The sequence below is a fragment of the Streptomyces sp. NPDC016309 genome, from assembly GCF_043077235.1.
Lineage (GTDB): Bacteria > Actinomycetota > Actinomycetes > Streptomycetales > Streptomycetaceae > Streptomyces.
Window position 1 is genome coordinate 54,905 of sequence record NZ_JBIBSG010000005.1, and the last position, 14,527, is coordinate 69,431.

Here is a 14,527-nt window from a genome sequence, read left to right on the forward strand (position 1 = left end):
GAGCAAACCCCCCCGCCCCCCACGTAGTGATGGGGGACAGCGAGTCAGATCAAGGTCTCGACCGGGAGGTTCCAGGTGCGCAAGGATGCCGCCGTGGCCGATGACCGTCGGGGGACGCATCGTGCCCGGCATCGAGCGGTGCCCGCACGCACCCAACCGGACGTCCCGGACGAAGAGTTGATGCGTGCTCTCTACCGTGAACACGCCGGGCCCCTGCTCGCCTATGTACTGCGCCTCGTCGCCGGCGACCGCCAGCGCGCCGAGGACGTCGTACAAGAGACGCTCATCCGTGCCTGGAAGAACGCCGGTCAGCTCAATCGGGCGACCGGCTCTGTCCGACCCTGGCTGGTGACGGTCGCCCGGCGTATCGTCATCGACGGCCACCGCAGCCGGCAGGCCCGGCCGCAGGAGGTCGATCCGTCGCCGCTCGAGGTCATGCCCGCGGAGGACGAGATCGACAAGGCGTTGTGGCTGATGACGCTCTCTGATGCGCTCGACGATTTGACCCCGGCCCACCGGGAAGTCTTGGTCGAGACATATTTCAAGGGGCGTACGGTCAACGAGGCGGCCGAGATCCTCGGCATACCCAGCGGGACCGTCCGGTCCCGCGTGTTCTACGCACTGCGTTCGATGAAGCTCGCGCTGGAGGAGAGGGGGATCTCGGCATGACGTCGCACCACGCTCCACAGGGGAACGAGTCGGTGCACGACGCAGTCGGCGCGTATGTGCTCGGCATTCTGGACGACGCCGAAGCCACCGCCTTCGAGGCGCATCTGGCGGGCTGCGACCTGTGCGCCCACCACCTGGAGGAGTTCTCCGGGATGGAACCGATGCTGGCCATGCTCGCCGAGGCCCCCGGCCCCGCGGAGCGGCCGGTCGTCCTCCCGATGCCGGAGCGGCCCGGCGCCCGCGGCGCCCCCGGCGGACCACCGGCGCCGATGCTCGACCGCCTCGTCGACGAGGTGGCCGTCAAACGCGCCCAGCGCCGCCGCCGCAGCCGTTTCCTGGTCGCGGCGGCTGCCGCGCTGATCATCGCCGGTCCCGCGGCGGCGTTCGTCGCCACCTCCTCCGGCGGCGGGGAGACCAACCGGACCAACCAGGCGATCGACCCGCACCCGACGAGCCCCGCCGAGGACGCCTTCTTCCACCACATGGACGAGAAGGTCCAGCACACCGACGCCGGCACCAAGGTCAGCGCCACCGTCGGCATGGAGAAGAAGGCCTGGGGCACCCACACGGTCCTGGAGCTGAAGAACGTCAAGGGTCCGCTCAAGTGCAACCTGATCGCCGTCTCCAAGACCGGCGAGGAGGAGGTCGTCACGTCGTGGGCCGTGCCCAAGTGGGGGTACGGCATCCCGGGCAGCACCCATGAGACGGGCAAGAACCCGCTGTACGTGCACGGCGGCGCCGCCATGGACCGGAACGACATCGACCACTTCGAGGTCCGCACCTTCGACGGAGAGCGCCTGGTGGAGGTCCCCGCGGCCACCGCCTGACATATGCCCCTCCTGTGGCGTACGCTCGACGGCTGCCCAGCACGTCAGAAGGGGGCCTCGGTGGCCGCGCAGGAAGCCGACCGTGGTGTCGATACGATCCGGGACCGCGAGCTCGGGATCGAACAGGACCACCTGGACCAGGTGTACCGCCGCCTCGAGGAGAAGATCCACGAGGCGGAGTTCCTGATGAACGACGCCGCCAAGAGGGGTCAGGTCGGCACGCCCGGCGCGCTCGCCGAGCGCGACGCCCAGGTGTTCCGGGCCGGTATCCACCTCAACCGGCTCAACAACGAGTACGAGGACTTCCTCTTCGGCCGGATCGACCTGCTGTACGGCAAGGACGGCAAGAAGGGCCCCGACGGCGCGTACACCTCCGTCGAGCCCGCCGACGACGCCGTACGGCCGGACGGCACCGCCGACATCGGCGAGACCCTCCACATCGGCCGCATCGGCGTCCTCGACTCCGACTACGCGCCGCTCGTGATCGACTGGCGCGCCCCGGCCGCCGCCCCCTTCTACCGCTCCACGCCCGTGGAACCGGGACGGGTGGTGCGCCGCCGGGTCATCCGCTCCCGGGGCCGCAAGGTCCTCGGCGTCGAGGACGACCTGATGCGCCCGGAGCTGAAGGCCCGGCTCGGCGGCGAGGAGCTGGCCGTGCTCGGCGACGGCGCCCTGATGGCCGCGCTCGGCCAGGCCCGCAGCCACACCATGCGCGACATCGTCTCGTCCATCCAGGCGGAGCAGGACCTGGTCATCCGGGCCCCCGCCGCCTCCGTGACGTACGTCGAGGGCGGCCCCGGCACCGGGAAGACCGCCGTCGCGCTGCACCGCGCCGCCTACCTGCTCTACCAGGACCGGCGCAGATACGCGGGCGGCATCCTCATCGTCTCGCCCACCCCGCTGCTGGTCGCCTACACCGAGGGCGTCCTGCCGTCGCTGGGCGAGGAGGGCCAGGTGGCGATCCGCGCGGTCGGCAGCCTGGTCGACGGGGTGGAGGCCACGGTGTACGACGAGCCGGCGGTCGCCCGCGTCAAGGGTTCCTCCCGGATGCGGGCGGTGCTGCGCAAGGCCGTGCGGGGCGCCCTCGAACTGGGCGACGCGCCCGAGCGGCTGCGGGTGGTGGCCTTCGGCCGGCGCCTGGAGCTGGAGGGCGAGGAGCTCACCCGGATCCGGCACGCCGCGCTCGGCGGCACCGCGCCGGTCAACCTGCTGCGCCCCCGGGCCCGCAAACTGCTGCTGGACGCCCTGTACGTCAAGACGGGCGCGGGCTCCCGGCACCCGGGCGACCCGGAGCTGGCCGCCGAACTGCGCTCCTCCTTCGACGAGGACGTGACCACCGAGGACAGCTTCCTCGCGTTCCTGGACGCCTGGTGGCCCGAGCTCACGCCCCGGCGCGTCCTGGAGGCGATGGCCGACGAGAAGCGGCTGGGCCGCTGGGCGCGCCGGGTGCTCAACCAGGGCGAGGTGCGGCGCCTGGCCCGCTCGCTGCGGCGCGACGGGTACTCCGTGCACGACGTGGCGCTGCTGGACGAGCTCCAGACGCTGCTGGGTGCCCCGGCGCGCCCGCGCAGGAAGCGGGAGCTCGACCCGCTGGACCAGCTCACCGGGCTGGAGGAGCTGATGCCGGTGCGCGAGGAGTCGCAGTGGGAGCGGGCGGAGCGGCTGGCGCAGGAGCGCACCGAGTACGCCCACGTCATCGTGGACGAGGCGCAGGACCTCACGCCCATGCAGTGGCGGATGGTCGGCCGGCGCGGGCGGCACGCCACCTGGACGGTGGTGGGCGACCCGGCCCAGTCGTCCTGGTCGGTGCCGGACGAGGCGGCCGAGGCACGGGACGAGGCGCTGGGCAGCCGGCCGCGCCGGCGCTTCGAGCTGACCGTGAACTACCGGAACCCGGCCGAGATCGCGGAGCTCGCCGCCAAGGTGCTGGCCCTGGCCATGCCGGGCATGGAGGCGCCCCGGGCGGTGCGCTCCACGGGCGTGGAGCCCCGCTTCGTGGCCGTGGCGGGCGGGGACCTCGCCGAGGTGGCGCGCGAGGAGGCGCGGCGGCTGCTGGACCGCGTGGACGGCACGGTGGGCGTCGTGGTGGCGATGAACCGGCGCGAGCAGGCGGCGCGCTGGCTGGCGGACCTGGGCGACCGGGTGGTGGCCCTGGGCAGCCTGGAGGCGAAGGGCCTGGAGTACGACGCGACGGTGGTCGTCTCGCCCGCCGAGATCGCCGACGAGTCCCCGGCCGGGCTGCGGGTGCTGTACGTGGCCCTCACCCGTGCGACCCAGCAGTTGACGGTGGTCTCGGGGCGCCGGGACGACCCGGACGCGGAGGGCGTCCCGGACCTGCTCCGGGACTGAGCCCGGGCCCTCGGAGCGGGACCGGACCGGAACCGTCGCGGGGCCGGTCGGGGAACGGATCGGCGCGGGGGGAATCACTTACCGGGGCGGTTTGTTAGCCTGGGTGTGGCACCGGCTCGATCCAAGCCCCCGGGCCCAACCTTCGTCGCTACGAGCGACCACTTGCCGCGAGGCGAGCATGGCGGGTCGGTGCCACTCAAGTCGTACACAGCAGGTCCGTGTCATCGTCCGATGGCACGGACCTGCTGTCGTTTCGTCCGCCAGGACTTCCGCCGGCACCCTGATCTCTCGTATGGTGGAAAACAGTTTCCGAAAGCTGTACGACCGAAACGACCGCTATTACCTGCTACTCGCAGGTAGGTGCGACCATCGGAGGGCTCCGCCCGGTCACCGCCGGCGCGGCGCGGCAACGAACCAGGGAAAGCAGAGGAACACGGCCATGGCAACGGCGCCCAGCGTCTCGTACTCGATGACGGTCCGGCTGGAGGTGCCCGCGAGCGGAACAGCGGTCTCCCAGCTCACCACGGTTGTGGAATCCTCGGGCGGCTCGGTCACCGGCCTCGACGTGACCGCCTCCGGCCACGAGAAACTGCGGATCGACGTCACCATCGCCGCCAGCTCCACCTCCCACGCCGACGAGATCGTCGGGAAGCTGCGCGGCATCGAGGGCGTCGTCCTCGGCAAGGTCTCCGACCGTACGTTCCTGATGCACCTCGGCGGCAAGATCGAGATGGCGTCCAAGCACCCCATCCGCAACCGTGACGACCTCTCCATGATCTACACCCCCGGCGTGGCCCGCGTCTGCATGGCGATCGCCGAGAACCCCGAGGACGCCCGCCGTCTCACCATCAAGCGCAACTCCGTCGCAGTCGTGACGGACGGCTCCGCCGTGCTGGGCCTCGGCAACATCGGCCCCAAGGCCGCGCTGCCGGTCATGGAGGGCAAGGCGGCCCTGTTCAAGCGGTTCGCCGGCATCGACGCCTGGCCCATCTGCCTGGACACCCAGGACTCCGACGCCATCGTCGAGATCGTCAAGGCCATCGCCCCCGGCTTCGCCGGCATCAACCTGGAGGACATCTCCGCGCCCCGCTGCTTCGAGATCGAGGCACGGCTGCGCGAGGCCCTCGACATCCCCGTCTTCCACGACGACCAGCACGGCACCGCGATCGTCGTCCTGGCCGCCCTCACCAACGCCCTGCGCGTGGTGGGCAAGGCCATGGGGGACGTGCGGGTCGTCATGTCCGGCGCCGGAGCGGCCGGCACGGCCATCCTCAAGCTGCTCATCGCGGCGGGCGTCAAGCACGCCGTCGTCGCCGACATCCACGGCGTGGTGCACGCGGGCCGCGAGGACCTCGTCTCCGCCGACCCCGAGTCGCCGCTGCGCTGGATCGCCGACAACACCAACCCCGAGGGCGTCACCGGCACCCTCAAGGAGGCCGTGCGCGACGCCGACGTCTTCATCGGCGTCTCCGCCCCGAACGTCCTGTCCGGCGACGACGTGGCGGCCATGGCGGACGGCGCCATCGTGTTCGCGCTCGCGAACCCGGACCCCGAGGTCGAGCCTGCAATCGCCCGCCAGACGGCGGCAGTTGTGGCCACCGGACGGTCCGACTTCCCCAACCAGATCAACAACGTCCTGGTCTTCCCGGGCGTGTTCCGCGGCCTGCTCGACGCACAGTCGCGCACGGTCAACACGGACATGATGCTCGCGGCGGCCGCCGCCCTCGCGGACGTCGTCACCGAGGACGAGCTGAACCCGAACTACATCATCCCGTCCGTCTTCAACGACAAGGTCGCGGGCGCCGTCGCGGGCGCGGTGCGCGACGCCGCCAAGGCCGCCGGCGCCGGTGTGACGGCGCCCACGTCCGTCTGACCTCCGGCGCGTCGCGTGTCCCGGGGCCGTAAAACCGCCTTTAGGGTGGCGGTTCGGCCCCGGGAAGTCTCGGAGAGTCTCGGAGGAGTCGACCGAACGTCACCACGGCGGGCCCGTGGCGCTTTTCGTGTGACTCCGGAGGGTGCCGGATTGGCTTTCCCGCCGCTGGTGGGGGCAGGATGCGTATTCGGGCGCGAGGGTCTGACAGCAGACCCGGGTCCGGGGACTGTCCGAGGGCCCTGGCAGCATCGGCTTCGCTGTGCCCAATATGCGGCTTCGCCGCGTGGCACGCCTCAACAGCAAGAAGAACACGGGAGTACAACATGAACCGCAGTGAGCTGGTGGCCGCCCTGGCCGACCGCGCCGAGGTGACCCGCAAGGACGCCGACGCCGTGCTGGCCGCGCTCGCCGAGACCGTCGGTGAGGTCGTCGCCAAGGGCGACGAGAAGGTCACCATCCCCGGCTTCCTGACCTTCGAGCGCACCCACCGTGCCGCTCGCACCGCTCGTAACCCGCAGACCGGCGACCCGATCAACATCCCGGCCGGCTACAGCGTGAAGGTCTCCGCGGGCTCCAAGCTCAAGGAAGCCGCCAAGGGCAAGTAAGCCCCCCTGGCGCGTTGAGAAGGGCGGCCACCCCCCGGAGGGGTGGCCGCCCTTCGTTTTTTGGGCTCGGTTCGCCTCCGGGGCGCTCGCCCTTTTTTTGGGCTCGGTTCGCCTCCGGGGCGCTCAAGCGGGTGTCGACGGTCGATCGTGCTCGGTTTTTCTCCCGGCTCGGTTCGCCTCCGGGGCGCTCAAGCGTGTGTCGACGGTCGATCGTGCTCGACCCCCTCGTTCCTCGGGGGCCTCCGCGCGTTCTCCCTTTCGACACCCGCCGCGCCCCTTCGGCTCACTCGCCCCGTTTCTCGGGGGCCTCCGCCCTTTCGGCGCCCGCCGCGCCCCTTCGGCTCACTCGCCCGGTGCGGGGCCTGTGAGGGGCTGTGCGGGGCCCGGAACGGCCGACGGCCCCTCGCACGGGGCGAGGGGCCGTCGGAGTGGCTCACGGGGCGTCAGACGATCGCGCTGCCCGGGAGTTCGACCTTCGCGCCGAGTTCCACGAGCTTCTCCATGAAGTTCTCGTAGCCGCGGTTGATCAGGTCGATGCCGTGCACCCGCGAGGTGCCCTGCGCCGCCAGGGCCGCGATCAGGTACGAGAAGCCGCCGCGCAGGTCGGGGATGACCAGATCGGCGCCCTGGAGCTTCGTCGGGCCCGAGACGACCGCCGAGTGCAGGAAGTTGCGCTGGCCGAAGCGGCAGTCCGAGCCGCCCAGGCACTCCCGGTAGAGCTGGATGTGCGCGCCCATCTGGTTCAGCGCGGAGGTGAAGCCCAGCCGCGACTCGTACACCGTCTCGTGGACGATGGACAGGCCCGCCGCCTGCGTGAGCGCCACCACCAGGGGCTGCTGCCAGTCCGTCTGGAAACCGGGGTGCACGTCGGTCTCCAGGGCGATCGCGTTCAGCGCGCCGCCGGGGTGCCAGAAGCGGATGCCCTCGTCGTCGATCTCGAAGGCACCGCCCACCTTCCGGTAGGTGTTCAGGAACGTCATCATCGAGCGCTGCTGCGCGCCGCGCACGTAGATGTTGCCCTCGGTCGCCAGCGCCGCGCTCGCCCAGGAGGCCGCCTCCAGGCGGTCCGGGAGGGCGCGGTGGGTGTAGCCGCCGAGCTTGTCGACACCGGTGATCCGGATGGTCCGGTCGGTGTCCATGGAGATGATCGCGCCCATCTTCTGGAGCACGCAGATCAGGTCCTCGATCTCCGGCTCCACCGCCGCGTTGGACAGCTCCGTGACGCCCTCCGCCAGCACGGCCGTCAGCAGCACCTGCTCGGTCGAGCCGACCGAGGGGTACGGCAGCCGGATCTTCGTGCCGCGCAGCCGCTGCGGGGCCTCCAGGTACTGGCCGTCGGCGCGCTTCTCGATCGTCGCGCCGAACTGGCGCAGCACGTCGAAGTGGAAGTCGATCGGCCGGCCGCCGATGTCGCAGCCGCCCAGGCCCGGGATGAAGGCGTGGCCGAGGCGGTGCAGCAGCGGGCCGCAGAACAGGATGGGGATGCGCGACGAGCCGGCGTGGGCGTCGATGTCGGCCACGTTGGCGGACTCGACGTGCGTCGGGTCCAGGACCAGTTCGCCCGGCTCCTCGCCGGGGCGGACGGTCACGCCGTGAAGCTGGAGCAGCCCGCGCACGACGCGGACGTCACGGATGTCGGGCACATTGCGCAGCCGGCTCGGCCCGCTGCCGAGCAGGGCTGCGACCATCGCCTTGGGCACGAGGTTCTTCGCGCCGCGGACGCGGATCTCGCCCTCCAGCGGGGTTCCGCCGTGGACAAGCAGTACATCGTCTGTGCCGGTCATGAATCTCGCGTTCCGGTGGGAGGTCGGGCAGGGGGCCAGGGAAAAGGGTAAGGGGGCGGAGTGGCCTTCTTGGTAGCCCGTGGACGCCACTCAGATGTAATGAATTCGGCACAGCACCCTCCGTTCCCCGGCCCTTGCGGACGGTTACCGTCCGCTTTCGGCCAGAGCGCTCCCGGGGCGCCCGGGGCGCGGGGCCGTGGCGCCCGTCCGGCCGCCGACCCCCCACGGACGGCCGGGATGCGGGATCATGTCTGGCATGACCGAGGTGTCCTCGCTCACCGGACGGCTGCTCGTCGCCACCCCCGCGCTGGCGGACCCGAACTTCGACCGCGCGGTGGTGCTGCTGCTCGACCACGACGACGAGGGCTCCCTTGGCGTGGTCCTCAACCGCCCGACGCCGGTCGGTGTCGGTGACGTCCTGGAGGGCTGGGCGCCACTGACGGGTGAACCGGGCGTGGTGTTCCAGGGCGGCCCCGTCTCCCTCGACGCCGCCCTCGGGATCGCCGTGATCCCAGGTGACGAGGGCCCCCTGGGCTGGCGGCGGGTGTACGGGGCGATCGGGCTCGTGGACCTGGAGACCCCGCCGGAACTCCTCGCCGCCGCGCTGGGCAGCCTGCGGATCTTCGCCGGGTACGCGGGGTGGGGGCCGGGCCAGCTCGAGGACGAGCTCGCCGAGGGCGCCTGGTTCGTCGTGGACTCCGAACCGGGGGACGTCTCGTCGCCGCGTCCCGAGAGCCTGTGGCGCGAGGTGCTGCGGCGCCAGCGCGGCGAGCTCGCCATGATCGCCACGTATCCGGACGATCCCTCGCTGAACTGAGCCTCCGGGGCAGACGGGGCGGTACGGCGGGTTTCGGCCACCCGCCCGGACCGGACGCGCAGCGCCCGCCGGGTGACGGGCTTCACACCGCGGCCGCGCTTCCGGGGCGGCGGGCCCGCGGGGCCTCGCTCCCGGGACGGCTCCGGCGTGAGTACCCTTGGAGCTCATGAGCACTCTTGAGCCCGAGCGCGGGGCAGGTACGGGGACCCTCGTAGAGCCGACGCCACAGGTGTCGCACGGCGACGGCGACCACGAGCGCTACGCCCACTACGTCCAGAAGGACAAGATCATGGCGAGTGCCCTCGACGGCACTCCCGTGGTGGCGCTGTGCGGGAAGGTCTGGGTGCCGGGCCGCGACCCGAAGAAGTACCCGGTCTGCCCGATGTGCAAGGAGATCTACGAGTCCATGGGCGCCGGTGGCGACAAGGACAAGGGCGGCAAGGACAAGAAGTAACCTTCCGGACCCGCCGGGCAGAGGCCCCCGGGACGCGTACACACGTACGCGCCCCGGGGGCCTTCGTCATGTGATCGCGGTGTGGTCGAGACCTCTTGTGGGCGTCGCGGGCCGGCTCTAGTCTCCTCTATGTTGTGCAGCGTGAAACGCCCGTTGCGTATGTTGCAACGCGATCGGAGGGGATCCGCCTTGAAGCTTCCTGCCCGGCCGTCCGCCCGCCCGTCGTTCCGCCTGTTCGCCCGGCTCGTCGCCCCCGTCGCCGCCGTCCTCCTGGCCGCCGCCTGCGCCCCGCGGACCTCCGACACCACGGCCACGGAGGACGCCACCACCGGCACGCTGCGCGTCTGGCTCTTCCAGGAGGTCGCCAACGGGCCCAAGGAACGGGTCGTCGACCGGGCCGTCGCCGCGTTCGAGAAACGGCACCCCGGGGTCGGCGTACGCGTCGAGTACATCCCCGTCGACACCCGCGCACAGCGCGTCAGGGCCGCCTTCAACGACCCGGCCAGCGCCCCGGACGTCATGGAGTACGGCAACACCGACACCGCCGGCCACGTCCGGGACGGCGGACTCGCCGACATCGGCGCCGAGTTCGGCGCGTGGGACGAGGCCGGGGACACCGACCCCACCGCACGGGCCTCCGTCACGGTGGACGGCAAGGTGTACGGCGCCCCGCTGTTCGTCGGCGTACGGGCCCTGTACTACCGCACCGACGTGTTCGGCGAACTGGGCCTCACCCCGCCCAGGACGCAGACCGAACTGATCGCGACCGCGAAGCGGATACGCCAGGAGAAACCCGGGCTGTACGGGATCGCCGTCGGCGGCGCGTACACCTACGGCGCGCTGCCGTTCCTCTGGGCGGCCGGCGGCGACCTCGCCACGGAGCGCGACGGCGGCTACACCGCCACCGTCGACGGCGCGGCCGCCCGCAAGGGCATCACCGACTACACCTCCCTGTTCGGCGACGACAACTGCCCGGCCGCCACCTGCGCCTCCATGGGCGGCAACGCGACCGTCACGGCCTTCGCCTCGGGCAAGGCGGCCATGGCGATCGGCGGCGACTTCAGCCGTGCGGCGGTGGAGGCGGGCGCCGTGAAGGGCCGGTACGCGGTCGTCCCGCTGCCCGGGGCGACACCCGGATCCATCGCCCCGGCCTTTGCGGGCGGCAACAACCTCGGCGTCCTGCGCGGCAGTTCGCACCGCACCCTCGCCGTGGACCTGGTGAAGACGCTGGCGGGCAAGCGGGCGCAGCGCGAACTGTTCGACGCCATGGGGTTCCTGCCGACCTTCACCGACGTGCGGGCGGAGGCGGCGAGGAAGCGGCCGTTCGTCAAGCCGTTCACCGACACACTGTCCGCCGGGACCAGGTTCGTCCCCGCGTCCCCCGCCTGGGGCGAGATCGACGCCTCGCTGGTCCTGCCGACGATGTTCCAGGAGGTCATCAGCGGCCGCAAGGACGTGGCGGCGGCCTCCCGCGACGCGGCCGCGAAGATGAACGCGGCGTTCGCCGCGGCGGGCCGGCCATGACGCACCACGCCGCCGGCACCCGGCCCGTGCGCGGCACCCGCGCACCGGGCACCCGCGCGCCCCTGGGCGGTGCGCCCGGCGCGCCCGGTGCACCGGCGCCGCGCCGCGGCCGGCGCCACGAGGCCTGGACCCCGTGGCTGTACCTCGCGCCCGCGCTCGCCGTCCTGGGCGCCCTGCTGCTGTTCCCGCTCCAGCAACTCGGCCTCATCTCCCTGCTGGAGTACACCCAGGCGCAGGTCAGCGGCGGCCGGCCCACCGGTTTCCGGGGCCTGGACAACTACGGCACCCTCGTCCGCGACCCGCAGTTCCGGCAGGTCCTCCTCGCCACCGTGCTGTTCGCCGCCGTGTGCGTCGTCGCCACCCTGGCCGTCGGGTGCGCCCTGGCCGTCCTCCTCACCCGGGTGCGGGCCGTCCCCCGCCTCGCGCTGATGCTCGCCGCGCTCGGCGCGTGGGCGACACCCGCCGTCACGGGGTCCACCGTCTGGGTGTTCCTCTTCGACCCGGACCTCGGCCCCGTCAACAGGGTGCTCGGACTGGGCGACTTCTCCTGGACGTACGGCCGCTACAGCGCCTTCGCGCTCGTCCTGGGCGAGATCGTCTGGTGCTCGTTCCCGTTCGTGATGGTCACCGTCTACGCCGGTATCAGGGCCGTCCCGGCCGAGGTCCTGGAGGCCGCGGCGCTCGACGGCGCCTCCTCGTGGCGGACCTGGCGCTCGGTCACCGCCCCGATGCTGCGGCCCATCCTCCTCGTCGTCACCATCCAGTCGGTGATCTGGGACTTCAAGGTGTTCACCCAGATCTACGTGATGACGGGCGGCGGCGGCATCGCCGGCCAGAACCTCGTCCTGAACGTCTACGCGTACCAGAAGGCCTTCGCGTCCTCCCAGTACGGACTGGGCTCGGCGATCGGCGTCGTCATGCTGCTGATCCTGCTCGCCGTCACCCTGGTCCACCTCCGTCTCGTACGACGCGGGGGAGAGGAACTGTGACGCCGGCGCGCCGGCCGTGGCGCCTCGCCGCCGAGGCCAGCGCCCTCCTGGTGGCGGCCGCGGTCGCCTTCCCCCTGTACTGGATGGTCCTCTCCGCCTTCAAACCGGCGGGCGAGATCCAGTCGGCGCACCCCCGGCCCTGGACCCTCGAACCGTCCCTGGACTCCTTCCGCCGCGTCTTCGCCCAGCAGGACTTCGGCCGCTACTTCCTCAACAGCCTGCTGGTCGCCGGCACCGTGGTCCTCGCCTCCGCGCTCATCGCCTTCCTCGCGGCGACGGCGGTCACGCGCTTCCGCTTCCGCTTCCGCACCACCCTGCTGGTGATGTTCCTGATCGCGCAGATGGTGCCGGTCGAGGCGCTGACCATCCCGCTGTTCTTCCTCATGCGGGACCTCGGCCAGCTCAACTCCCTCGGCTCGCTGATCCTGCCGCACCTCGCGTTCTCCCTGCCCTTCGCGATCTGGATGCTGCGCGGTTTCGTCAAGGCGGTCCCCGAGGCCCTGGAGGAGGCCGCGTACATCGACGGCGCGAGCCGCTCCCGGTTCCTGTGGCGGATCCTGTTCCCGCTGGTGCTCCCGGGGCTCGTCGCGACGAGCGTCTTCTCCTTCATCTCCACCTGGAACGACTTCCTGTTCGCGAAGTCGTTCATCATCAGCGACACCTCACGGTCGACCCTGCCCATGGCGCTGCTCGTCTTCTTCAAGCCCGACGAGAACGACTGGGGCGGCATCATGGCCGCGTCGACCGTGATGACCATCCCGGTGCTGGTCTTCTTCGTACTCGTACAGCGCCGCCTGGTGTCCGGGCTCGGCGGCGCGGTCAAGGACTGACGACCCGATGGACCCCATGGACCTGATCCCCGCCCCGTCCCTCTTCCGGTGGGTGCCGCCCGCCGGGTACGACCCCATCGACGACGAGACGATGCTGGACGCCCGGCCGGGCACGGAAGGCGTCGCACGGTGGTTCCGGGCCACTGTCGGGGCCGCCACCGGGCTGCCGTTCCCGGACGGCGACGACGCCGACAACCGCATCGTGCTGAGCATCGACCCCGAACTGGCGCCCGAGGGCTACCGCATCGTCATCGACGGGTACGCCCAGCGCATCAGCGGCGGCAGCGCCGCGGGTGTGTTCCGGGGCGCCCAGACCTACCGCCAGCTCCTGGGCCCCGACGCACACCGCCGGGCTCCTGTCGGGCCGCCCGGCCGGGAATGGGCCGTCCCCACGGTCGTCGTCGAGGACGCGCCCCGCTTCCCCTGGCGCGGCCTCATGCTGGACGTGGCCCGCCACTTCCTCCCCAAGGACGACGTCCTCCGGTACGTCGACCTGCTCGCCGCCCACAAGCTGAACGTGCTGCACCTCCACCTCACCGACGACCAGGGCTGGCGCCTGGAGATCAGGAAGTACCCCCGCCTCACCGAGGTGGGCGCCTGGCGGGCGCGCACGAAGCGGGGGCACCGCGCCTCCGCGCTCTGGGACGACACGCCGCACGGCGGCCACTACACCCAGGACGACATCCGGGAGATCGTCGTGTACGCCGCCGACCGGCACGTGAGCGTCGTTCCCGAGATCGACGTCCCCGGCCACTCGCAGGCCGCCATCGCCGCCTACCCGGAGCTCGGCAACACCGACGTCACCGGCCCCGCCGCCCTCCCCGTCTGGGACACCTGGGGCGTCAACCGCAACGTCCTCGCCCCCACCGACCACACCCTCCGCTTCTACGAGGACGTCCTGGAGGAGGTCCTGGAGCTGTTCCCGTCGCCCTTCGTCCACCTCGGCGGGGACGAGTGCCCCAAGGACCAGTGGCGGGCCTCCCCGGCCGCACAGGCCCGGATCGCCGAACTCGGGCTGGCGGACGAGGACGGGCTCCAGGCCTGGTTCGTCCGCCACTTCGACCGCTGGCTGGCCGACCGGGGCCGCCGCCTGATCGGGTGGGACGAGATCCTGGAGGGCGGGAGTCGAGCCGAAGGGCGCGCCCCTGTCGAAAGCGACGAGGAGGAGGGAGTGAGGAACGAACGACCGTGCGACGAGGAACGTCGAGAGGGGGTACGAGCGGCCGGAGGCGAGACGACATCGTTGGGCCTGGCGCCCGGCGCCGCCGTGTCGTCCTGGCGCGGGTACGCCGGCGGGATCGCCGCCGCCGAGGCGGGCCACGACGTCGTGATGTGCCCCGAACAGCACGTCTACCTGGACCACCGCCAGGACGAGGGCCCCGACGAGCCGGTGCCCATCGGCTACGTACGCACCCTGGAGGACGTCTACCGCTTCGAACCCGTACCGCCCGGGCTGTCCCCCGAAGCCGCCGCGCACGTCATCGGCACCCAGGCCAACGTCTGGTCCGAGGTGCTGGACTCCCGCGCCCGCGTCGACTACCAGGTCTTCCCGCGCCTCGCCGCCTTCGCCGAGGTCGCCTGGTCCACCCGCCTCCCGGCCGACCCCGCCGCACGCGACTTCGCGGACTTCGCCCGCCGGATGACCGTCCACTACCGCCGCCTCGACGCGCTCGGCGTCGGCTACCGCCCGCCCGGCGGCCCCCTGCCGTGGCAGAAGCGCCCCGGGGTGGTCGGACGCCCGATCGAGGGAGCGCCCCCGAACGTGTGAGGGCGGCCGGAAGCCGCACCCGTCCGCGTCCGGCACCT

General features: G+C 71.9%; 12 protein-coding genes. 11 read left to right on the forward strand and 1 reads right to left on the reverse strand.

Going from position 1 to position 14,527, the window contains the following annotated elements; genetic code table 11:
* Window positions 1-75: 75 nt before the first annotated feature.
* From ACF068_RS13735 to ACF068_RS13755, 5 genes are all read left to right on the forward strand, one after another.
* Complete coding sequence (locus ACF068_RS13735; RefSeq protein WP_064072166.1) at window positions 76-669, forward strand: sigma-70 family RNA polymerase sigma factor; 594 nt, start codon at window positions 76-78, stop codon at window positions 667-669.
* A complete protein-coding gene (locus tag ACF068_RS13740) occupies window positions 666-1,496 on the forward strand; it encodes an anti-sigma factor family protein (RefSeq protein ID WP_392274424.1) in 831 nt (276 codons plus the stop codon). The genes ACF068_RS13735 and ACF068_RS13740 overlap by 4 nt, the downstream gene beginning before the upstream one ends.
* A gap of 60 nt (window positions 1,497-1,556) precedes the next feature.
* Entirely contained in the window at window positions 1,557-3,845 is a 2,289-nt protein-coding gene (locus tag ACF068_RS13745; RefSeq protein ID WP_392274425.1) for a HelD family protein, read from the forward strand.
* A 439-nt stretch (window positions 3,846-4,284) separates the two neighbouring features.
* The gene (locus ACF068_RS13750; protein ID WP_392274426.1) at window positions 4,285-5,718 is read left to right on the forward strand and encodes an NAD-dependent malic enzyme; all 1,434 of its coding nucleotides are present in this window, start codon (window positions 4,285-4,287) and stop codon (window positions 5,716-5,718) included.
* A gap of 323 nt (window positions 5,719-6,041) precedes the next feature.
* Window positions 6,042-6,323, forward strand: a complete 282-nt coding sequence (locus ACF068_RS13755) for an HU family DNA-binding protein (protein ID WP_017237029.1) — start codon at window positions 6,042-6,044, stop codon at window positions 6,321-6,323.
* A gap of 443 nt (window positions 6,324-6,766) precedes the next feature.
* Here the strand turns inward: ACF068_RS13755 and murA are convergent, their stop codons facing one another.
* Complete coding sequence (gene murA / locus ACF068_RS13760) at window positions 6,767-8,107, reverse strand: UDP-N-acetylglucosamine 1-carboxyvinyltransferase (protein ID WP_336322887.1); 1,341 nt, start codon at window positions 8,105-8,107, stop codon at window positions 6,767-6,769.
* Window positions 8,108-8,363: 256 nt separating this feature from the next.
* On the opposite strand from murA, the gene ACF068_RS13765 reads away from it, so the two are divergent.
* From ACF068_RS13765 to ACF068_RS13790, 6 genes are all read left to right on the forward strand, one after another.
* Window positions 8,364-8,924: a YqgE/AlgH family protein gene (locus tag ACF068_RS13765; protein ID WP_392274427.1), complete on the forward strand. Its 561-nt coding sequence runs from the start codon at window positions 8,364-8,366 to the stop codon at window positions 8,922-8,924.
* Window positions 8,925-9,090: 166 nt separating this feature from the next.
* The gene (locus ACF068_RS13770; protein ID WP_023588437.1) at window positions 9,091-9,378 is read left to right on the forward strand and encodes a DUF3039 domain-containing protein; all 288 of its coding nucleotides are present in this window, start codon (window positions 9,091-9,093) and stop codon (window positions 9,376-9,378) included.
* A 189-nt stretch (window positions 9,379-9,567) separates the two neighbouring features.
* Window positions 9,568-10,902, forward strand: a complete 1,335-nt coding sequence (locus ACF068_RS13775) for an extracellular solute-binding protein (protein WP_392274428.1) — start codon at window positions 9,568-9,570, stop codon at window positions 10,900-10,902.
* Complete coding sequence (locus tag ACF068_RS13780; protein WP_392274429.1) at window positions 10,899-11,891, forward strand: carbohydrate ABC transporter permease; 993 nt, start codon at window positions 10,899-10,901, stop codon at window positions 11,889-11,891. Before ACF068_RS13775 ends, ACF068_RS13780 begins: the two co-directional genes overlap by 4 nt.
* Window positions 11,888-12,721, forward strand: coding sequence for a carbohydrate ABC transporter permease (locus ACF068_RS13785; RefSeq protein ID WP_392274430.1), 834 nt, complete (start codon window positions 11,888-11,890; stop codon window positions 12,719-12,721). The genes ACF068_RS13780 and ACF068_RS13785 overlap by 4 nt, the downstream gene beginning before the upstream one ends.
* Window positions 12,722-12,728: 7 nt before the next feature.
* The gene (locus ACF068_RS13790; RefSeq protein WP_392274431.1) at window positions 12,729-14,489 is read left to right on the forward strand and encodes a beta-N-acetylhexosaminidase; all 1,761 of its coding nucleotides are present in this window, start codon (window positions 12,729-12,731) and stop codon (window positions 14,487-14,489) included.
* The last annotated feature ends 38 nt before the right edge of the window (window positions 14,490-14,527 follow it).

Coding starts and splice junctions, on each gene's coding strand:
- ACF068_RS13740 (WP_392274424.1), top strand. CDS start 666: ATGACGTCGCACCACGCTCCACAGGGGAACGAGTCGGTGCACGACGCA.
- ACF068_RS13750 (WP_392274426.1), top strand. CDS start 4,285: ATGGCAACGGCGCCCAGCGTCTCGTACTCGATGACGGTCCGGCTGGAG.
- ACF068_RS13755 (WP_017237029.1), top strand. CDS start 6,042: ATGAACCGCAGTGAGCTGGTGGCCGCCCTGGCCGACCGCGCCGAGGTG.
- murA (WP_336322887.1), bottom strand. CDS start 8,107: ATGACCGGCACAGACGATGTACTGCTTGTCCACGGCGGAACCCCGCTG.
- ACF068_RS13765 (WP_392274427.1), top strand. CDS start 8,364: ATGACCGAGGTGTCCTCGCTCACCGGACGGCTGCTCGTCGCCACCCCC.
- ACF068_RS13770 (WP_023588437.1), top strand. CDS start 9,091: ATGAGCACTCTTGAGCCCGAGCGCGGGGCAGGTACGGGGACCCTCGTA.
- ACF068_RS13780 (WP_392274429.1), top strand. CDS start 10,899: ATGACGCACCACGCCGCCGGCACCCGGCCCGTGCGCGGCACCCGCGCA.
- ACF068_RS13790 (WP_392274431.1), top strand. CDS start 12,729: ATGGACCCCATGGACCTGATCCCCGCCCCGTCCCTCTTCCGGTGGGTG.